Raw genomic sequence first — 23,195 nt, forward strand, 5'->3', positions numbered from 1 at the left:
ACATAACCTCTAACACGGGAAATAACATAATGAAAATCCAACTCCGCAAAACAGCTCTATCACTTGCTATTGCAGCATGTGTTGGTGTGAGTGGTGCAGCGTTAGCAAATGAAACAACATCTGCTATCAAGGGTCAAATCAAAGGTCCTAGCGGCAACCCTGCTGCAGGCACTAAGATCACTATCGTTCACTTACCTTCAGGTTCAACTAAAGAAACTGAAACGAACGATGCGGGTTACTTCACAGCAAAAGGCCTACGTGTAGGTGGTCCTTACCGCGTTGTTGTAGATTCTGACGTATTCGCAGATCAAACATTCAACAACATCAACCTACAAGTTGGTGCTGACTACCCAGTTAATGTTACGTTAGAGAGACAATCTGATGTAGAACAAATCGTAGTTACTGGTCGTCCTATCAGCCGTATGTCTGGTGGTACAGGCCCAGCTGCAACGTTCACACTTGAAGATTTAGAAAACCAACCAGCTATCAACCGTGACTTAAAAGATATCATCCGTATCGACCCACGTGTAACTATCGATGATAGCCGCGGTTCAATCAACTGTGGTGGTGGTAACCCACGTTTTAACAGCTTAACGCTTGACGGCGTTCGTATGAACGATAACTTCGGTTTAAGCTCAAATGGTTACCCAACTATCGGTGCTCCTTTCTCTTTCGATTCAATCGAGCAAGTTGCGGTTGAGCTAGCACCATTTGATGTTCAATACGGTGGTTTCACATCATGTAACATCAACGCTGTTACTAAATCAGGTGGTAACGAAGTACACGGTGGTGTTTTCTTCGATTACACAAATGATTCAATGAAAGGCGACAAAATCGAAGGTGAAGACTACGACAACGGTGATTACACCGAAAAACGTTACGGCTTCAACGTTGGTTTACCACTAATTAAAGATAACCTTTTCTTATTCACATCTTATGAAAAAGTTGAAGGTGTTAAACAGTACGAGTACGGCGGTTTAAATACAGGTAGTGTTTCAGCTGCAGACGTTTCTCGTGTACAACAAATCGCACAAGATGTTTACGGTTATGACGCAGGTGGCATGCCATCAAGCGCACCAGTTGAAGATGAAAAAATCTTAGTTAAACTTGATTGGAACATCAATGACGATCACCGTGCAAACTTAATCTATAACTACAATGATGCTTTCACGCTATCTCAATCAGATGCATACAGCGATACAGTAGCTTTAGATAATCACTTCTTCAAGCAAGGTGCAGAATTTACATCAATCATTGGTTCACTTTACTCAGATTGGTCAGACAGCTTCTCTACTGAAGTTCGTATTGGTAAATCTGAGCTAGATGCAACAGTACAATCTTTAGATGCAGCTAGCGGCTTTGGTGAAATGCAAATTGATGCTGCAGGCGGTGGTACTATTTATATCGGTCCAGATGACTCGCGTCAATCAAATGACCTAGACTACGAAACAACGACTGTAAAACTTGCAGGTACATACTATCTTGATCAACACACGATCACAGGTGGTTATGAGTACGAGAAGCTAGACGTATTTAACCAATTCGTACAGCACACTCAAGGTGAGTGGCGTTTTGATTCTGTAGATGATTTTGAAGCTGGCCAAGCTGCACGTATTTACTATAACAATGCTGCTGGTACTAACGATCCAACTGATGCTGCTGCAAGCTTCTCATATGCTCAACATACTTTCTATGTTCAAGATGAGTACAGCTTCACAGATTTAGATGCGACATTGACATTTGGTCTTCGTTACGACAAATACACAAGTGACGACGCTCCTAACTACAACGAAAACTTTACTAACCGCTACGGTTTCAGCAACCAATCAACATTCGACGGTATCGATTTAATTCAACCACGTGTTGGTTTTGAATGGTATGCAACTGATGCATTAGAAGTACGTGCAGGTGTTGGCTTATTCTCTGGTGGTAACCCGAACGTATGGTTATCTAACTCATACTCGAACGACGGTATCACAAACATTGGTACTTACCGTGAAGATGTTGATTTATTCAATACACCGACAGTGAATGGTGGTACACCAGGTTACGAAGTGCCACAAGATATGTTTGATGAAGTTGCTAATACAACAATTGGCGCGGGTGACTCATCAGTAAATGCTGTTGACCCTGACTTCGATATGCCGTCAGAGTGGAAATATTCAGTAGGTGCAACATACACAACTGAAGATGAATATGTATTCTCAGTAGATTACTTATTCACTAAACGTAAAGATGCTGCAATCTTACAAGACATCGCGTTACAAGATTCTGGTAATACTACATTTGATGGTCGTCCAATTCTTGAACCTAAAGAAGGTCGTCGTACCGGCGATTTACTACTGACTAATGTAAGTGGTAATAGCGGTGAGTCTCACATCATTTCTGCTGCAATGAGCAAGCGTTTTGATAACGGTATTAGCGTACAACTTGCTTACGCTTACACTGATTCGACTGACGTTAACCCTATGACTAGCTCAGTAGCAAGCTCAAACTACGGTAACATGGCGACCTACGATCCGACTAACCCAGGTGCACACACATCTGATTACGAGATCCCGCATCGCTTTACTATGACATTAGGTTACACAACTGAGTTGTTCGATGGTTACAACACACGTTTCAACCTATTCAGCGAAACGTACAAAGGTCTTCCTTACAGCTATACATATAACGGTAGTGATAGTGTTTGGGGCGATAGCAACTCAAACCGTAGCCGTCAGCTAATGTATATCCCTGAAGTTAATGACCCTAACGTTGTTTACGACATGACTGCTGATGAAGTTAATGAATTTAACGAGTGGATTTCTGCTCAAGGCCTTGAACGCGGCGAAATCGTTGGTCGTAACAGCCAAAATGCTGATTGGTTCACTAAAGTTAATTTCAAGATGACTCAAGAGTTACCTGGTTTCATGCCTGGTCACAAAGGTGAAGTATTCTTCGTTATCGATAACTTAACAAACATGTTAAATGATGACTGGGGCGTGCTTAAGAAAGGTAACTTCGTTGGTAACCGTATGATCAAAACATCAATCGATGACCAAGGTCGTTATGTATACTCTGACTTCAGCCCTAACAATGGTAAAACTGCAACTCAAAGCGGCGCATCAGTTTGGGAAATGCGTGTAGGTGTACGTTACACATTCTAATAACGAGTTAACCTTGTTATAAAACAAAAGCCCGCCCCTACTGGCGGGCTTTTTACGTTTGGTGGAAAGTTAGTAAGAGTAAAGTTAGCGAGTTGCAAGGTAGAAGCGATTTTATGTCGCGTCCTAGAGCCCAGAACCTAGCGACTATTCTTTCGTAGGACTGGCTTTAGCCGGGAATGTTTGTAGTTACGAGATACGAGAGTAAAGCTTGAAGTAAGAAATTAATGCATTTATAGGTCGCAACGATTTTACATCGCGTCTGATGCCTGAGGGCTGATGTTTAACTCGATCTAAGATTGTTATTTAAGTCGTCATTTATGGCGACAAATCTTAAAACTTGAATGATGATGGGCTAAAGCCCGACCTACATTGATATGAAAATGCAGGCCATTTAGACCTGCACAGATATTTTTATTTAAGCTGCGTAAACCGCAAGTGGATGTGTTGTATTGATAGAAACATGCACTGCATCACCAGGGCGTACCATCACTTCATGGCTTACTCGGCTTGTCACCACAGTATCGCATGCCAGTTTCACAGCGCATAAACGGCTGCCACCTTCGTAACGAACCCATGTCACTTTACCATTGCTAGTAGCTGCATTTTGAATAAGGTGAACATCATCTGGGCGAAGTAATACATCAACCTTCGCAGTATCATGATCAACCCTAATAGCTGGTGCATTACCTAAATCAGTGGTGGCAATATCACCTTCACAATTACCGGCAATGAAACTTGCTTCACCTAAGAAGCGCGCTACAAAACGATTACTTGGTAAGCTAAAGCAGCGTTCAGGGCTATCGATTTGCTGAATAATGCCTTCTTTAAGTACGCCAACACGGTCACCGACAGATAAGGCTTCTTCTTGGTCATGGGTTACCCAAATAGCAGGAACACCTGCATCTTTTAATGCATTACGAATATCCCAACGAAGGGTATCTTTTAAAGCGGCATCTAAGTTTGATAACGGCTCGTCAAGCAATACAAAGTCTGGTTCGTGAGCAAGTGTACGGGCAAGGGCTACACGCTGCTTTTGACCACCCGATAAGGTAGCTGGCTTTTTATCACGAAATGCTTCAAGGCCCAGTAACTTAATCCAATGATCAGCTTTTGAGGTATCGGTTAATCTAAAGCAAATATTTTGCTGCACTGTTAAATGCGGGAATAACGCAAAGTCTTGAAATACCATACCCACTTTACGTTTTTCTGGTGGGACTTTTAACTTTGGGGTAGCACGCCATGAGCCTAAATTAATTTCGCCTTCGCTGATAGGAATAAGCCCAGCTAACGCTTGTAAAATTGTACTTTTACCACAGCCAGTTGGACCAACTAGCATGAGGATCTCACTTTCCCCAAGTGATAAGTTGAGTTCACTTACCACACGATTGCTACCATAATCGATAGACAGCTTACTAACTGATAGCATTAAACTGATCCTTAATGTTCTAATTGACTGCGCTTTTCACCAGAGAGCATTATAGCTAAGCCACATGCTGATATCACTACTAACAAGAGCCCAGGAATGGCAGCGCGACCGAAATAACCTGCTTCATAAACACGCCATAAATAGGTTGATAGTGTTTCAAAGCCTGTTGGGCCAAGTAATAAGGTCGCTTCAAGCTCTCGCATTGATTCTAAAAATACCAAGGCTGCACCAGCAATGATACCGCGTAGTGTTAAAGGTAAGGTAATACGCATAAATGCTTCACGAGGGCTGGCGCCTAATACGCGTGCCGATTTGATTAAACTCGAATCTAAGTGTTCTGTGCTGGTTCGCACAGAGCCAACTGCCAACGGTAAAAAACGTAGCACGTAGGCTATCACTAATAATGCCAGAGTTTGGTATAAAAGCGGTAATTGCAGGCCACCATAAACAAGTGCAGTACCCATTACGATACCTGGAATACCAAATCCGAAATAAGTAACCCGTTCCATAATGCGCCCTACTTTACCACTTAAGGCAGCATGAGCTACAGGCACAGCAACCACAACAGCGACAATAGCCGCAATGCCAGATGCATAAGCTGAGTTCCACGCAATGCTGAAATCAAAATCAGCAACACCATCACGGGCAAGCCAAAGGGTAAAAATGGCTAATGGTAAACAAATAGCCAATAATAAAACAGGTAGAAAAGTCACCAGCATTACTAATTTCTGGCTGTTCGATGGGAATAACATTAGCGGTCTACCGTGGCGCTCAGAAGCCGTTTTAATTTGTGATTCGATGAACAGTAAAAAGCCTACTATCACCATTAATTGTAGCGATAACATCGCTGCACGACTTAAACCAAAGGCGTTATATTCAACATAGATTACTCGAGTAAAGGTATCTAAGCGCATCATTGCTGGTGTACCAAAATCGGATAGAGTATAAAGCGCAACCAGTAATGAGCCCGCTGCTATACCGTTTATTACACGCGGTAATATGACTTTAAACACACTCATTGGCATCGACATACCTAAAGTGCGGGCCGCATTTACCATGCTGGCATCTAAGCTAAGTAAAGACGAACGCGTTGTAAGCATAACAAAAGGAAACGTGTATAGTGTCATCACAATAGCGGCGCCAGTTAAGCCATACATAGGGGGCGTTTCAAAGCCGAGCAGCTGATTTATCTCACCACCGGGGCCAAATGCTGCATATAAAGTAAACGCGCCAATATAACTTGGAATAGCAAGTGGAGCTGCAAACAAAACAAGCCAAAGCTTTTTAAAAGGAAGTTGAACATAAGCACTAATAAACGCAAGAGGCACGCCAATTAAAATAGAGCCTAAAACAGTTAACACCATAAGTGATAAAGTGTTACCAAGAATTTTTAAATTGTGACTATCAAAAACAGCCGTCGCATCACTGGCTAAAGTGATCAGAATATAAACTGGCACTAACGCCAAAAGCGCTGCAAGCAGCGCCATGGGATAAGAAGCAGGTATGCGCATTATAAAACACCGCTACTGCGCATAAGGTCGAGTGTTGGCCTTAAATCTGCCAATTGAGTTAAATCGATTTTGGGCGGCGAAACATCCGTTAACGCTGGTAATCCAGCTGGCTGCTCAATACCTTGGATCAATGGAATTTCATAGGCTTCACGCGCTAAGTAACTTTGTACTTCTGAACTTAGTAAGTAGCGCATAAAGTTCATTGCGTTCGGGTTGTCTGTCAGCGATAACACACCTGATGCATTAACTAAACAACCAGCATCTTGATTGGTAAAAGCAAGATCAAGGTTTGCATCTGGTTTACCTGACTTAAGACGTAACGTGTAATAATGGTTTGCAAAACCAATATCCACTTCACCACGTTCAACGGCCATCACTACGCCAAGCTCGCCGGCATAGGTTTTCGAACGTTTTTGAACTTTCTTAAGCCATTTAGCCGTTTTATCTTCACCTTCAAGAATACGCATTGCCGTGACAAATGATTGGAAAGAAGCATAAGCAGGTGCCCAACCAATTGATAAATCGCTATCAGCAATGGCCATTATGCTATCTGGGATCTGATCTTTGGTTAGGCGCTTAGTGTTGTAAGGTAGTGTGCGAATACGACCTGTCACTGGTGCCCAGCCCGGATAACGGAACTGAGGTTGTAATTGCGCTTCTAAGTCACTTGGTAGCGGTTTAGCTAAACCTGCGTCTGTTACTAAGCCAATCGCACCTGAGTCAACGGCCCAAAATAAATCAGCACGTTTAACACCCGCTTTCGCTTCAGCCACAATCATGTTGGCAAGTGCAGCAGTTGGGCCACGGCGAATTGATAAATTAAGTTTTGGGTTTTTCTTTTGGATTGATTGCAGTACGTTTTCGTACAAACCACCTTCACCACGGCCTAAATATAAGGTTAGGTCACCCTCTAGGGCGGGTAAGTCTTTCACTGAAATTGGGCTTGCAGCAGAGGCTGCAAAGGCACGAGAAAGAGGTAGCGGCATTGCGCCCACTACCCCAAACGCAGCCAGGCCTTGAATAAAGGTCCTACGCTTCACTAAAATACATCCTTACGTGCTTTTTCGGCTTCTTCTAGTAACACCTTAGCGCGATCTAGTTTTTCTTGCATATCAACAACCACTGCACGTACTTGGTCAACAGACCCTTTATCAGAAATAGCTTTAGGCAGGGTTACGTTAAAATCTTTTTCGAGAACTTCTACTAACTTCGCATCTTTTTCGATAAGTGTACCTTCAACACCTTCGAATAAGTGAAGGTAAGTATCGTGTACAATTTGGGTTGCTTCATCGCTTAAACGTTCTGCGTATTTTGCAACAACACGGTCTAATTTATGTTTGATCTCATCGATAGTAGCGCTTTGCGTCATTGTTTCAGAAGCAGTTGCTTTTACAGCTTTTAATAAGCCTTTTTGCTGAAAGTCGGCAGCAAGTTTAACAGCTCCAAGACCCTGCCACAAGGCAGCATTTAAGGCCTTTTGGTGCTCACGTACTTCGCTTGCTGGCTTTTTGTCATCAATGGCCATTTTGATACCATAAATGCCTTGCCAGATTGATGCATAAACCGGTACATAATTCGTTTCAATCGCACTGTGAAACTTTACTGATTCCCAGTATTCAATTAAATCATCACTTTTAACTGCTTTTGCGCCTTTTGTTTCATAATCGGTAACCATGGTGTCAACTTTACCGATCATCCACTCAACGTCTTCTGAGTAATCTTTTAAATTTTCTTTTAGATGATTAACGTGCTCACCAATTGGTCCATTTGCCAATACAGGTTGGGCAATAAAAGTAGATGCTAATACTAGGCTAAGGCCTAGTGTTTTAACGGTGTTTAACGCTAATTTCATAGGGGGGACATCCAAGTTTCTAATTGTAAATGATAGCCATTATCATATACGTATCGATTGTCTAAATCAATTGCTATAAAGCCTTGATTACAGAATTACACATTTTTATTTAAGTGATTGGAAAGCTTACTAAGTGTGTTCATAAATTGTTTAAGTTCTTGGCTATCTAAGTCACTCACTAAACCTGCTTGCCACTCATTTGCTATTGGCACAATTTGCTCATGCAAACGGCTCCCCTCAACGGAAAGCGATAATAAACTTGCGCGTTTATCCTTAGGGTTTTCTTTGGCTGTTATAAGGTTTCTGGTCAATAGCGACTTTACTGCACGAGACACCGTTGATTTATCCATTTGTGCCATATCACATAATTCTTTGGCAGTGCGCTCACCATATTGCGCTAAATTCGCAATTATCCGCCATTGTGGCACGGTTAAATCGAACTGCTGTTGATATAGCTCACTAAACTGTTCGCTCATTTGCATTGCAATATTGGCTAGTGAATAAGGTAAGAATTGTTTTAAATCGAGCGTTATTTGTTTGTCTGTCGTCATAGCTGCACTACTGTCAAAAAATATTTACACAAGTAAATTCAGTGTAGTTTGAATTTAGTCTCACATGAGAGTATCTTACCTAAAACCTTTCAGGAGTCTAGTGATGAATAACGAATTACAATATATGACTGGCTTTGGTAATGAATTTGAAACCGAAGCATTACCCGGCGCACTACCTATCGGTCAATTCAGCCCGCAAAAAGTTAAATATGATTTATATGCTGAGCAGTTCAGCACAACGGCATTTACAGCGCCCCGTGCTGATAACCGTCGTACTTGGTTTTACCGTATTCGCCCGTCAGTAATACAAGGTGATTACACGCCAATTGATAATGGCCTTATTTGCACCGCTCCTATTACAGAAGTGCCAACACCACCGACAATGCTACGTTGGGATCCAATCGAAATTCCAGCACAGCCAACTGATTTTATAGATGGTTTAGTCACTATGGCTGCCAACGGTAGTGCCAATGCGCAAACAGGTATTGGTATTCATATTTATGTCGCTAATAAATCAATGCAACACCGTTACTTTTATAATGCTGATGGTGAAATGTTATTTGTGCCGCAACAAGGTGAGCTATTACTTAGAACCGAGTGCGGACAACTAACCATTCGTGCAGGCGAAATTGCCGTAATTCCCCGTGGTATTAAGTTCGCAGTTGATTTGCTCACCGATACAGCGCGTGGTTATATTTGTGAAAACTATGGCCATGCCTATATTTTACCAGAGCGCGGCCCAGTGGGTGCCAATGGTTATGCTAATGACCGTGACTTCCACTACCCTGTAGCGGCTTTTGAAGATGTTGAAGGTGATTTTGAACTCGTTGCTAAATTCAATGGCAATATGTTCCGTTGTGATATTGGCCACTCGCCATTAGATGTGGTTGCTTGGACGGGTAACAGTGCACCTTACAAGTATGACCTTGCTCGATTCAATGTTATGAATACAGTAAGTTACGACCACCCTGATCCATCAATCTTTACTGTATTAACATCACCATCGGGTACAGAAGGTGTCGCTAATATCGATTTTGCTATCTTCCCTCCACGTTGGATGGTGGCTGAGAACACATTCCGCCCACCTTATTACCACCGTAATATTATGAGTGAGTTTATGGGCCTAATCGAAGGTGTATACGATGCCAAAGAACATGGCTTTGTACCTGGTGGTTCTAGCTTACATAATTGTATGTCACCACATGGTCCAGAAGCCGATGTATTCGAAAAAGCATCAAATGCTGAACTTGAACCACAACGCTACGAAAATACCTTGGCATTTATGTTCGAATCACGTTACGTTATTTCACCAACTAAATATGCCCTTGAAGGTAAAGAGCGTCAGCCTAATTACACAGACTGTTGGCGCACTATTAAAAAACATTTCACAGGTAAACAGGACGTATAATGAAACTTTATAGCTATTTTCGTTCATCAGCTGCATACCGAGTTCGCATTGCGCTTAATTTAAAGAACATTGATCACGAGTTGGTGACGGTTAATTTATTAAAATCAGAACAACAAAGCGACGAGTACCTAGCTAAAAACCCACAAGGGTTATTGCCTGCACTTGAAAATGAGCAAGGTGTACTTGCGCAATCGCTGGCTATTTTAGAGTGGCTAGAAGAAACTCACCCAGAAACGCCTCTATTAACTGGTGATGCATGGCAAAAAGCTCAGATCCGCAATTTATGTTATGCCGTAGCGTGCGATATCCACCCTATCGATAATTTGCGTGTATTAAAGTACTTGGCTAACGATCTTGGTGTTGATGAAGAAGCAAAAACGACCTGGTATAAGCATTGGGTAGAAGTTGGCTTTGAGAGTATCGAAAAGCTACTTGATGAAGCGAACACTTTTTGTGTGGGCAACAAACCAACGCTTGCTGATGTGTGCTTAGTGCCGCAAGTATTTAATGCCTTGCGTTTTAAAGTTGATATGACCAAGTACCCTAAAATTGCTGCTGTTTATGAGCAATGTAATAAGCTTGATGCCTTTATAGATGCTGCACCACAAAATCAGCCAGATGCAATTTAAGCTTTAAAATTTGGAGTTAAAAAGGCCCGAATACTTCGGGCCTTTTTAATTTGTTATCTAAGTGCTGAGTTAATTACACTCACATGGTTAATTAAATCGAGCCCTAAGTCGGTTAAGTAGCCCCCATCAGGACTATCTGTAATACCTTTATCATAAAGACGTTTTGCTGCATCTCTAATTGAGTTTTCGGCATCGGAGTGAATTTTAATTCCCTGCATTTGAGAGTTACGAGGAAATTTCGCAAGCAAGGTTAGTTCGTCGATCATATTTTTATCAAATTGCATGTGTTCACCTTTTTATTATTTATTCCTTGTCATAAGCTTAGTGTAGTTATACAAATCTGCCCAACGGGAGGCGTATTTTGTTAAAGAAAATTTTACTGTTAAGTACTTTGTTTACTTTAGGGTTTGTAGATCAAGCACAAGCAAACGAAAAACCACTAATCGTGCTTGATGGTCAAGAGGCATTAAACAATCAAAAAGTGTGTTGGTATGAAAATAAACGCTATACCGAAGGTGCCTATATTGTCGTTGGCGAGATGACTTTAATTTGCAGCGCCAAACAGCCTAATTTTTCAAACAGTGATTTGGCGTGGCTCAGACTAAATGCCAATGGCGAGATTATTTACCCAAAACAAGCGAAAACGATTCACGTCAATTAGCTTAAAACAAACAGATAGGGTACTATTGCGCGGTTGCAAATAACCTAAGATTTATCATGGACAATCAACCAAATAATCCGTTACATGGCGTTAAATTAGCCGACATCGTTACTAAACTTGAAGAAAAACTTGGTTGGGAAGGTATGGCAGCGCACGTAGATGTACGCTGCTTTCAGAATGACCCAAGTGTAAAGTCGAGTCTTAAATTTTTACGAAAGACCCCTTGGGCACGAGAAAAAGTAGAGCAGTTATATATTGATACCTTTATCAATAATGACCAAGCTGATGATGGCACTTTCCAATGGAAAAGTATTAAAAAGTAACCACTTAATCTTCAGCTGCTACAATCACCGAAAGCGATTTCGGTGATATCTCCACCTCTAGTTTATCTGCAGTTTTCACTTCACCATCAATAACATAGCTCAAACCGTTTTCTGCGCTTACTGTCACTCGTTTAGCATTTGTGTGGTGACTGTTAATGGCAAAACTAGTTTGTGTAATGCTTGAGAACACTAACACAGCAATACTTAAGGTACTCGCTTTTGAATCAGCACTAGGGGTTAACCAATTTACATCAAGTAAACCATCTTGATGATCTGGCTGACCTGCAGATTGAGCAAGTAAGGTAGTAAAAGGCGCTGCGTTGGCGATGATTAAACTGGTGGTATTGATTGTTTGCTCATCGTTATTATCAAGAGTAACAACATAGTCTTGCGCTTCATGCTCACCTAATGCTTGCCAAAATCCTTGTAAATAAGCTAATTGCCCAGACTCATTTTTAGCATCACGATGGGCTTTTTCAATCATCTTTTGTTCAAAACCAATTCCTGCAAGTAATAACATACGCTCGCCGTTACACACAGCGGTATCTATCCGACTCGCCTGCCCTTCAATTATCAGCTCACACGCCTGCTCTACCGGAATAAGCTTCGATTGTATACCCATCAACACATGAGCGAGCGCATTGGCAGTACCTAAAGGAATAATACCCAGTTTACACTCTGTATTTACAAGTACACTTGCAACCTCTGTTACTGTGCCATCGCCACCACAGGCTATGACTACATCAGGGTTCAATTCAAGTGCTTCTTTGGCCAACTCAGTACCATTTACCTGTTCTGAAGTGGTGTAAACAGTTAAATCGTAATACTCAGACAAACGAGAGGTAATTTGCTTACGTTTAGCTTCCCACAGTTTTGTTCCAGAAACAGGGTTAGCAATGAGCACAGCTTTATTTTTGATTAACAAGTCACCTCTACGATGGCGACGCACAAGATGACGTAGCTGGCGCTTGTTTAAATTTGCAGTTTCTCGTGTCTCTTTAATTTGTGCGAGTACTTGGTGAACATCGGCATCTTTATTTTGGCTAAGTAAGTAAGCTGCCATTACAAATACTGAGCGACCACGCCCTAAGGCGCAATGTACTACGACACGTCTATCTGCTTTTACTTGATGGTCAATCCAATTAATCGCTTGGTGTAATTGCGCGCGTGTTGGCACGCTATGATCAAGTACAGGGATATTTAAATAACGAATATTCTCTTGCGTAGAAGACCATTCAAGGCCATCAAACTCACAAGTTACATCTAAAATAGCTGTAATACCCATTTCTTTCATGGTCTCTATATCTGAAGGAAATAAACGACAGGCTAAAAATAAATGCTCATTAATTTGTTGTAATGGCGGCACTTTGTCGTGTTTTCTCGACCAAGCATTGTAAAGTTGTGCACCCAATAAAAATGGAATAAAAGCCCAACGAATATAGATAGGAATAACGCCATTTTCACGTTTTCTGAAAATACGTGCGATATTAAAAAAGTATGCGCCACTCACCAATAGCAACGACAAAGCCGTCCAATAAAAAAACAGCGCAAAGTAAACAGTTTCTACCCGAATAGCCGCAATTATAAATACAATCGCTAAAGCTAAGTAACTAAATGCTGCCCACATAATCACTCCTTGTTATTCTAATTGCATACTACGTTGCAAGTTTCACTCCAGTAAAAGCTGTTAAATTACCCCTACTGGCTATTTAAAATCAGTAACTTAGCATTTATAAAAAAGCTTACTATTTTAGTTTAGGACATTTTTTCACAATTTTATGAATAACTTACAATAATTTACATAGAACCAATTGGATAGATTTGCCAAGTACTCTTTCCCTGCTAGTCTAAGTTAAAAGCCATGCCTAATAATGACAGGTTTTTAGTAGAGCTTTCATCAAAAATTTAAATCAACCCGAGCCTAATTCGTTATGAAATACGATGACCAAACGCTACTTAATTTACTTGCAGCAGAATATGTTTTAGGCACTTTACATGGCCATGCCCGAGATAGATTTAGCCGCTTAATGCGCACCTCTCCTCGAGCCCGATACGCAACCTCATTATGGCAAAGATACATAAAAAACCTAGAAGACGCGATTGAATCTAACCCACCTGATCAGCAAGTTTGGGATAAAATAACAAAACGGATTGACCCACTTTTTTTACCAACACAGAAGAAAGCAAAAGGCCCTAACTTTGGAATATTTAAGGCTTGGGCTGCTATTGCAACAGCGGTCTGTATTGTGTTGATATTAATTACTTGGCAACCGCAAGAGTCGTTTAGTGATAAAATCTCTCACTCGGTAACGTTTTATGACACAGCAAATAATCCAGTTTGGAATTTAGAAATAAGCGATCACAGTATTTTACTTAAAGCTGCTAATGGCATGAGTTTACAAACTGATTATGACTACCAGTTGTGGATCCGTTTAAAAGGCTACCCGAGCGCCATCCCTATTGCTTTATTGCCAAAAACAGATAGCAAAGAAATTGCCCGAAACGCATTATTTAAACCACAAAATATCACTTTACTTGCAATAAGCCGTGAGCCAATTGGCGGATCACAATCAGGTAGCCCAAGTGAAATTATTTATACAGCCGTACTCGATGCTAACTAATCTTTCAAAGCGTAGAAACAATTTATAAATACGAGCAAAGCCTGTATTTCTAAGATAAACGACCTAGTCGATAAACCTTTGTAATTGCTATAGTGACAGCCTCTTTTTATATCCGCTTTAAAAAATAGGCGGTAATTCGAGTATTAGACTCGTCTCCTTGTATTATCTTAGGAATAAAAATGAAAAAGTCGTTGTTGTTTACGCTATTTCTATTAATTTTTAGCTCTATCTGTCACGCCCACCAGCAAAGCACCGCTTATCTTAATTTAGAACAACAAACGAGCAATAAGCTATCACTAGTAGGCTCTTGGCAAGCCTCGGTGAATGATCTCGATAAAGCGCTCAACTTCGATAAAAATCAGGATAATGTAATTACATGGCATGAAATTACATCACAGCAGCAAGCAGTATTAGACTATCTAAATAGCCATTTTAATGTGATACAACAAAGTCAAAGCTGCAAGGTCACGTTTGATGGTGCACTCAGTATAGATAACCACTTTAATCAGTCGTATATCCATGTGCCACTACAAGTTGATTGTCCATCTGATAGTTCTATAACGGTTAATTACACTGCCCTGTTTGATATAGATGAGCATCATCAAGTAATTGCTGCCATTGCTAAATCAAGCCGCGTATTTGAACAAAATACGCCAAAACAAGTTATAAACTTTGATGAGCAAAGCTTCACCACAACGTTTATTGAATATGTACATCAAGGCATATTACATATTTGGATGGGTACAGATCATATCTTGTTCTTAATCGCACTGTTACTAGGCTGTGTGTTAGTTCGCAAGCAAGGCGAGTGGAAACCTGTCGAGTCTAAAAAACAAATTCTAATTGATACAGCTTGGATCATCACCGCTTTTACACTTGCTCACTCAATAACGCTAACAGCGACTGCTATGAATATCATATCGCCAAACACCCAATGGGTAGAATTAGGTATCGCGCTTTCTGTATTATTTGCTGCAATAAATAATATTTGGCCAATGATTGTGCGTTTAGGCTGGATCACATTCTGTTTTGGTCTATTACACGGTATGGGGTTTGCGAGTGTTTTAGGTGAGCTTGGTTTATCAAATGAATACAAGCTAATGAGTATTTTAGCGTTTAATTTAGGGGTTGAGATTGGTCAACTGGTTATTTTAGCAATCTGTTTACCACTGCTAATGCTACTTAGAAATAACTCCTGGTACAAAAAAGCTATTATGCCAGCAGGCTCAGTGCTAATTGCCATTATGGCAATCCAATGGTCTATAGAGCGCTTTTAATAAGCGCTTTATTCAAAGGGTAACAACAAGGTTTTCATTGTTGGGCGTAGCGCTTTAAGTAACTCATGAATATCTAAATCTGGGTTGAGCATTTTACGCAGTAACAGGCCACCCATTACAGAGAACATCACTTCAATACGGGCATTCACTTCTTCAAGTGCAGTGCCTTGTAATGGCCCTCTTTCACCCACTAATAAATCACGCATAGAATCACGAGCGTGGCTATCTGACTCTCGTAATAAGTTAGCCACTTTTTCATTACGAGCAGCTTCGGCGAGCATTTCTAAATCAAGCGCACCTTGATTCAAATCGGTATGGCGCTCAACGCCTCTGCCTAGACCATCAAGCAATACAGTGACACGATCGCCGGGTTTATCAGCAAACTCTTTAAAGATTGAGAACATTTCTTCCATATCACGTTCAACAATCGATTCTATAATCGCCTCTTTACTGGCGAAGTAATTGTAGATATGACCAGCACTCATACCCGCGGTTTTAGAAATTTCGGCCATTCCCGCGCCATGATAACCCTTACGTCGAAAACAATCCGCTGCGGCACAAAGCACTTGATTACGTCTTGCCTCAGCAAGCGCAGGATCATTGTGTCTTTTCGTTTTTTGCGTCATGGTTTCTCCAAGCTTTACTGACTAGAGTTAACTTTAATTTAAACAAGGTTTACAGGATCTTAATCTTTGAGGAGAGTCAAAACAACTAAGAACCTGCAAAACCTTAAATAAATTATGCTTTTGCTGATTTATTGCACAGCTTTTTGTGCATTCCAGCCGCCGCCCAGTGCTTTATACAAATTAATTTGGCTTGCCAGATACGCTTGCTTACCCAAAATTAACTGTTGTCCTGCACTGTACCAATTTCGTTGTGCATCCAATACTTGCAAGTAACTATCGGCGCCCTTTTGAAAACGCGCATCCGATAAAGTAAAAGATAGCTCATTACTTTGGTACAAGTCATTAAGGGCATCTAGCTGATGCATATAACCTTCACGATCAGCAAGGGCATCAGAGACTTCTTTGAATGCCTGTTGAATAGTTTGCTCGTAACTGGTTATTGCCATTTCTTGCTGTGCTTTTGCAACATCGAGATTAGCTTGATTACGACCCATATTAAAAATAGGCAAGTTTACCGAAGGCACAAAGCTCCAAGTACCTGAACCTGAATCAAAAAGATTACTCAAGTCTGCAGAAGCTGAACCCGCATTCGCGGTTAAACTGATGCTTGGATAGAATGCCGCTTTTGCCACACCAATGTTTGCATTGGCTGCCTGTAAATCATGCTCAGCCGCTTTGATATCAGGTCGCTGAGTCAATAGCTCAGACGGTAACCCTACTGGCACATCAGGTAAGCTCAGCACATCGTCAATATTTTGTGTTGGTAATAAATCCGCAGTGACGGTTTTACCCACTAAAAAGTCGAGGGCATTTTTATCACGCTTTAGTAAACGCTGATAGTTTGCAATATCGACCTTAGCGGTTGCTACTGTACTTTCAAGTTGCGATAGCGTTAACTGAGAAGCAGCACCTAGAGCAAATGTTTTACGGGTTAGCTCTAAAGACTCCTGCTGAGACTTTAAAGTCTCGTTTGCAAGTGCCAATAGCTCTTTATCCGTCGCATAGTTAAGCCAAGCATTCACTAATTCTGATATCAAACTAATGCGTACACTGGTTAAACTATATTCGGCCGAATATAGGTTTTGCAGAGCTTGCTCTGATTGGTTACGTACTTTGCCCCAAAGATCAATTTCGTAAGCGGTTAAGCCTACAGTTGCTGAATAGTTTTCAGAGATAGTTGCTTGACCAGTACCAGATAAATCTGCCGGCAGACGCTGACGGGTACCTGATGCATTGAGATCAATGCTTGGGTAAAGTGCTGAATCTTCAATCTGATACATTGCTCTTACCTGCTGCACATTGAGTGCAGCAGTTTTAATGTCTTTGTTGTTTTCAAGTGTTAGCGAAATCAACTGTTGAAGTTGCGCATTACTGAAAAATGACTGCCAATTGAGCGCATTGATATCACCTGCAGTACCTTGGATATCATAGTTTTGAGCAACGGGTAATTCACGTTGCTCCATATCTGGCGCCATATTACAGGCAGATAGCATAAGTGCAGCAACAGACACTGAGATAAGTTTAGCTTTCATTATGCCTGCTCCTCTTTAGTTGATTTTGTTTTGCCTGGGAATACTCGGCGCACTAGTACAAAGAACAGTGGCACAAATATTACCACAATGGTCGATGACGCAAGTGTACCGCCAATAACAGCAATACCGAGTGCGTTTTGTGCACCTGAACCAGCACTTGATGCAATTGCTAGCGGTAGTACACCACACACAAATGCCATTGATGTCATAAAGATTGGACGTAAACGTAGACGAATAGCTGCTACTGCGGCATCGACAAGTTTCATACCTTCATCCATTTTATGAATAGCAAACTCTACAATTAAGATGGCATTTTTTGATGCCAGACCTATGGTGGTTAGTAGACCCACTTGTAGATAAATATCGTTTGATAAATTAAATACAAATGACGCAATCGACGCACCAAATACCCCAAGCGGTACAATGAGCATAACCGCCGCAGGAACTGACCAGCTCTCATATAACGCCGCTAAACATAGGAATACAACCAACAATGAAAGTGCATAAAGTAATGGCGCTTGACCACCACTTAAACGTTCTTCATAAGAAATACCTGTCCATTCGAACGATACACCCGGTGGTAATTTCTTAACCATTTTCTCAACTTCAACCATCGCTTGACCAGTACTGTAGCCTGGTGCAGCAGCACCTTGGATTTCCATCGCTGAAAAGCCGTTATAACGCTCAAGACGTGGTGAGCCATAAGTCCAATAAGAATGAGCAAAGGCTGTAAATGGCACCATGTCACCATTGGCGTTACGTACATACCACTCGTCTAAGTCTTCTGGCACCATGCGTGATTCAGGCGTACCTTGTAAGTACACTTTTTTCACACGACCACGGTCAATAAAGTCATTTACATAGCGACTACCCCAAGCCGTTGATAACGTATTATTAATATCTGCTTGTGTAAGACCTAATGCTTCAGCTTTCGCTAAATCAATATCAAGCTCTAGCTCTGGTTTATCTTCTTGACCATTTGGACGCACACCCGATAACACAGGGTTTTGTGCAGCCATACCTAAAAACATGTTACGTGCTTCAAGTAGCTTTTCGTGACCGAGACCAACCCTATCTTGTAAGAACAAAGTGAAACCGTTTGCAGTACCAAGCTCAACAACCGCAGGAGGTGGGAAGGCAAACACGAACGCTTCTTTAATCGTTGAGAAGTATCCCATGGCTTTACCCGCAACCGCACCGACGGTTAAATCAGGACGCTGACGCTCATCCCAGTGTTTTAAACCCACAAAGCCGATTGCCGCATTTTGACCAGAACCTGCAAAGCTGAAACCTGTTACCGTAAAGATAGACTTAACCGCTTCTGATTGTTCTTCTAAGAAGTGATGTTCCATCTTTTCAACAACTTTTAAAGTTTGCTCAGTTGTTGCACCGGCAGGTAAGCTTACTTGGTTAAACAAAATACCTTGGTCTTCATCTGGTAAGAATGCCGATGGTAATTGTGAGAAAATAAACACCATGCCACCCACGATTAGACCGTAAATAAGTAAATAGCGTTTACTGTGTTTGATCATACGAGACACAAAACCTTGTGTACCCGAGTTTGTTCTGTCAAAACCACGGTTAAAGCCAAGGAAGAAACGACCAAATAAAGACTTATCATTATGAACATGACTTGGTTTTAGCATTGTCGCACACAAAGCTGGCGTTAAAATCAATGCAACAAGCACTGATAAACTCATTGCCGTTACCAAGGTGATTGAGAACTGACGATAAATAACCCCTGTTGAGCCTGGGAAGAACGCCATAGGCACGAATACTGCCGAGAGCACCATCGCAATACCAACAAGGGCACCTTTGATTTCATCCATTGATTTGCGTGTTGCTTCAAGAGGAGATAAGTTCTCTTCGGTCATTACACGTTCCACGTTTTCAACGACGACGATTGCATCATCTACCAGTAGACCAATAGCAAGTACCATCGCAAACATGGTCAAGGTATTAATTGAGAAGCCAAACACTTGCAAGATGGCAAACGTACCTAGCAATACAACGGGTACTGCAATGGTCGGAATAAGTGTTGCTCTGAAGTTCTGTAAGAATAAGTACATTACCAAGAACACCAGCACAACAGCTTCGATTAGAGTACTGACAACTTTTTCAATTGAAAGTGATACAAATGGTGTCGTATCGTAAGGAACAACCGTTGTTAAACCTTCAGGGAAGAAAGGCTCAAGTTCAGCAAGAGCGGCTTTTACGCCATCTGCTGTATCAAGTGCATTAGCACCACTGGCAAGCTTAACACCTAAACCTGATGCCGGTTTGCCGTTAAAACGCGCAACAACACCGTAGTTTTCACCACCTAATTCAACATCAGCAACGTCACTTAAACGAACAACTGAACCATCAGCATTGGTTTTTACAAAGATATTTCTAAATTGCTCAGGTGTTTGTAAGCGACTTTGCGCAGTCACTGTTGCATTAAGTTGCTGGCCACTAACCGCTGGCAAGGCACCAAGTTGACCTGCCGACACCTGTGCATTTTGGGCACTGATTGCAGCGCTAATATCAGCAGGAGTTAATGAGTACTTAAGTAATTTAGCTGGATCTAACCAAATACGCATTGCATATTGAGAACCAAACAGCTGTACTTCACCTACACCGTTTACACGCGAAATAATATCAAGCACGTTTGATGAAACATAATCACCGATATCGATGTTGTTCATACTGCCGTCTTCAGATACAAAGCCTACAACCATTAAGAAGTTACGAGCAGATTTTGCAACCGACACACCTTGACGTTGTACTTCTTCTGGTAATAACGGTGTTGCAAGCGACAATTTGTTTTGTACTTGAACCTGTGCGATATCAGGGTCTGTATCAGCACTAAAGGTTAAGGTTAACGTCGCAGAGCCGTTAGACTCAGAGGTTGACGACATGTAAAGCAAGCCATCGAGCCCTTTCATTTTTTGTTCAATAACCTGTGTAACCGTATCTTCTAGAGTACGGGCCGACGCACCAGGGTATGTGGCTTGAATACTAATTGCAGGTGGTGCAATTGATGGATACTGCGCAACCGGCAAACTTCTAATTGCTAAGATACCTGCCAGCATAACAACGATAGCAAGCACCCACGCAAATATGGGCCGATCAATAAAAAATCGTGACATTAAGTTTCTCCGTTACTGGCTGTTAGCTGCTGATTCTGCAGGCATTGCATTGACTGGTGCACCTGGGCGGATTTTCTGTAAACCTTCAACAATTAACTTATCGCCACTGTTTAAGCCGTCTGTCACTAACCAATTTGAGCCAACAGTACGATCAGTTTTAAGCACACGTGTTTCTACGGTATTGTCTTTGCTTACAACCATGGCAGTAGGTTCACCTTTGGTGTTTCTGCTTACGCCACGTTGTGGTGCTAAAATCGCATCACTTTTCACACCTTCAACAATTACTGCGCGAACATACATTCCTGGCAGCAGTAATTTTTCAGGGTTAGGAAATTCAGCACGTAAGGTTACTGAGCCTGTGCTTGGATCAACAGTCACTTCAGAGAATTGCAATGTACCTTTATGTTGATAAGTGCTGCCATCTTCCATTTTTAATTCAACTTTTGAATGTAAAGCGGCATCTTTATCAAGATCACCCGCAGCAATGGCTTTTTTCAAACGTGTTAGTTCACTGCTTGACTGGGTTAAATCAACATAGATTGGGTCTAATTGAGTAATGGTTGCTAATGCAGTTGCTTGATTTGCACTCACAAGGGCTCCGGCAGTGACATCTGATTTACCAATTTGGCCACTAATTGGCGCTAACACTTTGCTGTAGTTTAAATTGATTTCAGCGGTTTTAAGCTGCGCTTGAGCTGTCAGTAAGTCAGCTTTTGCACCTTTGTATGCTGCATCAGCTTCGTCGTAATCTTGTTGGCTTACTGCTTTGATGCTCAATAGCTCTTTATAACGTTCTGCTTTTGCCTTGGCATTTGCAATACTTGCTTGAGCTTTAGTAATAGCGGCTTTACTAGTCGCTACTTCAGCTTCAAATGTAGATGGGTCAATCTGATATAAAGCTTGGCCTTTTTCAACCTCAGCACCTTCAACAAACATACGAGATTGAATAATACCGTTAACCTGCGGACGAATTTGCGCAATACGTGAAGCAGCCACACGACCCGGTAATTCTTTAGTTAGTGTAAGTGGTTTACTTTGCATCTCAATAACGCCAACAGGAACAGCTTGAGCTGCCTGCGTTTGCCCTTGAGCCGATTCTGATTGGCCGCAGCCTGATAATAAAACAGCACCAGCCAAAGCTGACACTGCAAAAAATGGAATGCGAGAGCGCTGCATGTGTAGTTCCTTAGTTTAGAGTGAACGATCATTCTAAACTAAAGAAGGCACAGATCAACCATCTTTAAAGAACTTTACATTAAATAAAATACTTGCTTTAACGCATGAATTTTGTGCAATAAATAAATTACTAATTGAATTATTGCGAAGGTATCTGAGAAAGTTGTTTTAAAACTATTAGTTATGCGAATTGAAGTAATATCAATTAGCAGATTATTCGCCTAAACACATGCCCATTGCGCGGGCACTTGTTATTAAAGAATGCTCTGAAGGGATGACGCGATATTCAGACGTTGCTTCTTTTAAACTGATTGGTTTAATTTCACCGTCTTTACTGACAGGAATAAAACCAAACTGACCTTTCTTAACAAGCTCGAATGCTTGCACACCAAACTCCGCTGCAAGCACCCTATCGAACGCATTGGGTGTGCCACCACGTTGAATATGCCCTAATACGGTTACTCTTACATCAAGTTCAAGCGCCACACGTATTTGTGAAGCAAGCTGCTCGGCAATGCCACCTAGTATTGGGTTTTCGTAACCAAGTTCATTTGATTGTTTACTAACAACAGCACCAGCAACAGGTTTTGCCCCTTCTGAAATGACAATATTGGCAAATCCATGGCCTTTATCAAAACGTGATGTTAGTTTGGCTTTAATCGCTTCAATTTCGTAAGGAATTTCTGGAATAAGTGCGACTTCAGCGCCTGCTGCAATTGCTGAATGCAAACAAATCCAACCGGCATCGCGCCCCATTACTTCAGTCACAATCACTCGGTTATGACTTTGCGCTGTTGGTATTAAACGATCAATGGCTTCGGTGGCGGTGTCGACAGCAGTCTGAAAGCCGATTGTGTAATCAGTGCCATATAAATCATTATCAATAGTTTTTGGCACCCCTACGATATTCAAGCCATGCTCAAATAAATGTTGAGATACCCTATGTGAGCCATCACCACCTATATTTATAACCGCATCGAAACCAAGTTGTTTTATAGTACTGATTAACTCATCAGAGCGGTCAATAAAGACTTGTTCACCCGCTATTTCAGCAGGAAATGCGGTTGGATTTCCTTTATTAACTGTTTCGAGAATTGTTCCACCACGAACATGAATACCCGCCACCACTTCACTAGTTAAGTGTATAATATCATTTGGCTTTTCAAGCACACCACAATATGCTCTTCGGCTACCATACACCTGCCAATTGCCATCATGTTCGGCTGCTTTAACCACCGCTCTGATCACCCCATTAAGCCCAGGGCAATCACCCCCACTTGTTAATAGCAGTAATTTTTTCATTGTGTTACCAACTTCGTTCA

The 23,195-nt window shown here is 41.5% G+C and carries 19 protein-coding genes; 7 read left to right on the plus strand and 12 right to left on the minus strand.

What is annotated here, in order from left to right:
- The first annotated feature begins 29 nt into the window (after window positions 1–29).
- Complete coding sequence (locus tag KQP93_RS19925; protein ID WP_217876892.1) at window positions 30–3,149, plus strand: TonB-dependent receptor; 3,120 nt, start codon at window positions 30–32, stop codon at window positions 3,147–3,149.
- 415 nt (window positions 3,150–3,564) lie between these two features.
- Here KQP93_RS19925 and KQP93_RS19930 read toward each other — a convergent pair whose 3' ends face one another.
- The 5 genes from KQP93_RS19930 to KQP93_RS19950 form a co-directional block, all read right to left on the minus strand.
- Entirely contained in the window at window positions 3,565–4,575 is a 1,011-nt protein-coding gene (locus KQP93_RS19930) for an ABC transporter ATP-binding protein (RefSeq protein ID WP_217876893.1), read from the minus strand.
- 11 nt (window positions 4,576–4,586) lie between these two features.
- Window positions 4,587–6,086 carry an ABC transporter permease gene (locus KQP93_RS19935; protein ID WP_217876894.1) on the minus strand — a complete coding sequence of 500 codons (1,500 nt, stop codon included), beginning with the start codon at window positions 6,084–6,086 and terminating at the stop codon, window positions 4,587–4,589.
- Entirely contained in the window at window positions 6,086–7,126 is a 1,041-nt protein-coding gene (locus tag KQP93_RS19940) for an extracellular solute-binding protein (protein ID WP_217876895.1), read from the minus strand. The genes KQP93_RS19935 and KQP93_RS19940 overlap by 1 nt, the downstream gene beginning before the upstream one ends.
- Complete coding sequence (locus KQP93_RS19945) at window positions 7,126–7,938, minus strand: hypothetical protein (RefSeq protein WP_062565497.1); 813 nt, start codon at window positions 7,936–7,938, stop codon at window positions 7,126–7,128. The genes KQP93_RS19940 and KQP93_RS19945 overlap by 1 nt, the downstream gene beginning before the upstream one ends.
- 95 nt (window positions 7,939–8,033) lie before the next feature.
- Entirely contained in the window at window positions 8,034–8,489 is a 456-nt protein-coding gene (locus tag KQP93_RS19950; RefSeq protein WP_254907760.1) for a MarR family winged helix-turn-helix transcriptional regulator, read from the minus strand.
- 103 nt (window positions 8,490–8,592) lie between these two features.
- Between KQP93_RS19950 and hmgA the strand changes: the two genes are divergently transcribed.
- Both hmgA and maiA read left to right on the plus strand, forming a co-directional pair.
- Window positions 8,593–9,897, plus strand: a complete 1,305-nt coding sequence (gene hmgA, locus KQP93_RS19955) for a homogentisate 1,2-dioxygenase (RefSeq protein WP_217876896.1) — start codon at window positions 8,593–8,595, stop codon at window positions 9,895–9,897.
- Entirely contained in the window at window positions 9,897–10,526 is a 630-nt protein-coding gene (maiA, locus tag KQP93_RS19960) for a maleylacetoacetate isomerase (protein WP_217876897.1), read from the plus strand. Before hmgA ends, maiA begins: the two co-directional genes overlap by 1 nt.
- 53 nt (window positions 10,527–10,579) lie before the next feature.
- Here the strand turns inward: maiA and KQP93_RS19965 are convergent, their stop codons facing one another.
- On the minus strand, window positions 10,580–10,810 hold the full coding sequence (locus KQP93_RS19965; RefSeq protein ID WP_217876898.1) for a TIGR02647 family protein: 231 nt from the start codon (window positions 10,808–10,810) through the stop codon (window positions 10,580–10,582).
- A gap of 77 nt (window positions 10,811–10,887) precedes the next feature.
- Between KQP93_RS19965 and KQP93_RS19970 the strand changes: the two genes are divergently transcribed.
- Window positions 10,888–11,187, plus strand: a complete 300-nt coding sequence (locus KQP93_RS19970) for a DUF1496 domain-containing protein (RefSeq protein ID WP_217876899.1) — start codon at window positions 10,888–10,890, stop codon at window positions 11,185–11,187.
- A gap of 56 nt (window positions 11,188–11,243) precedes the next feature.
- Window positions 11,244–11,510, plus strand: a complete 267-nt coding sequence (locus tag KQP93_RS19975; protein ID WP_130167521.1) for a VF530 family DNA-binding protein — start codon at window positions 11,244–11,246, stop codon at window positions 11,508–11,510.
- 4 nt (window positions 11,511–11,514) lie between these two features.
- Here the strand turns inward: KQP93_RS19975 and KQP93_RS19980 are convergent, their stop codons facing one another.
- Window positions 11,515–13,137, minus strand: a complete 1,623-nt coding sequence (locus tag KQP93_RS19980) for a diacylglycerol kinase family protein (protein ID WP_217876900.1) — start codon at window positions 13,135–13,137, stop codon at window positions 11,515–11,517.
- Window positions 13,138–13,441: 304 nt separating this feature from the next.
- Here KQP93_RS19980 and KQP93_RS19985 point away from each other — a divergent pair, with 304 nt between their 5' ends.
- Together KQP93_RS19985 and KQP93_RS19990 are read left to right on the plus strand one after the other, a co-directional pair.
- On the plus strand, window positions 13,442–14,131 hold the full coding sequence (locus tag KQP93_RS19985; protein WP_217876901.1) for an anti-sigma factor: 690 nt from the start codon (window positions 13,442–13,444) through the stop codon (window positions 14,129–14,131).
- A 179-nt stretch (window positions 14,132–14,310) separates the two neighbouring features.
- Window positions 14,311–15,408, plus strand: a complete 1,098-nt coding sequence (locus KQP93_RS19990) for a HupE/UreJ family protein (RefSeq protein WP_217876902.1) — start codon at window positions 14,311–14,313, stop codon at window positions 15,406–15,408.
- A gap of 8 nt (window positions 15,409–15,416) precedes the next feature.
- Here the strand turns inward: KQP93_RS19990 and KQP93_RS19995 are convergent, their stop codons facing one another.
- From KQP93_RS19995 to KQP93_RS20015, 5 genes are all read right to left on the minus strand, one after another.
- The gene (locus KQP93_RS19995; RefSeq protein WP_217876903.1) at window positions 15,417–16,034 is read right to left on the minus strand and encodes a TetR/AcrR family transcriptional regulator; all 618 of its coding nucleotides are present in this window, start codon (window positions 16,032–16,034) and stop codon (window positions 15,417–15,419) included.
- A 128-nt stretch (window positions 16,035–16,162) separates the two neighbouring features.
- Entirely contained in the window at window positions 16,163–17,566 is a 1,404-nt protein-coding gene (locus KQP93_RS20000; RefSeq protein ID WP_217876904.1) for an efflux transporter outer membrane subunit, read from the minus strand.
- On the minus strand, window positions 17,566–20,697 hold the full coding sequence (locus KQP93_RS20005; protein ID WP_217876905.1) for an efflux RND transporter permease subunit: 3,132 nt from the start codon (window positions 20,695–20,697) through the stop codon (window positions 17,566–17,568). Before KQP93_RS20005 ends, KQP93_RS20000 begins: the two co-directional genes overlap by 1 nt.
- Before the next feature lie 12 nt (window positions 20,698–20,709).
- Complete coding sequence (locus tag KQP93_RS20010) at window positions 20,710–21,873, minus strand: efflux RND transporter periplasmic adaptor subunit (RefSeq protein WP_217876906.1); 1,164 nt, start codon at window positions 21,871–21,873, stop codon at window positions 20,710–20,712.
- Between the two features lie 213 nt (window positions 21,874–22,086).
- Window positions 22,087–23,175 (minus strand): 6-phosphofructokinase, encoded by a 1,089-nt coding sequence (locus KQP93_RS20015; protein ID WP_217876907.1) that lies wholly within the window; start codon window positions 23,173–23,175, stop codon window positions 22,087–22,089.
- Window positions 23,176–23,195: the final 20 nt, after the last annotated feature.

This window comes from Pseudoalteromonas shioyasakiensis, assembly GCF_019134595.1.
Lineage (GTDB): Bacteria > Pseudomonadota > Gammaproteobacteria > Enterobacterales > Alteromonadaceae > Pseudoalteromonas > Pseudoalteromonas shioyasakiensis_A.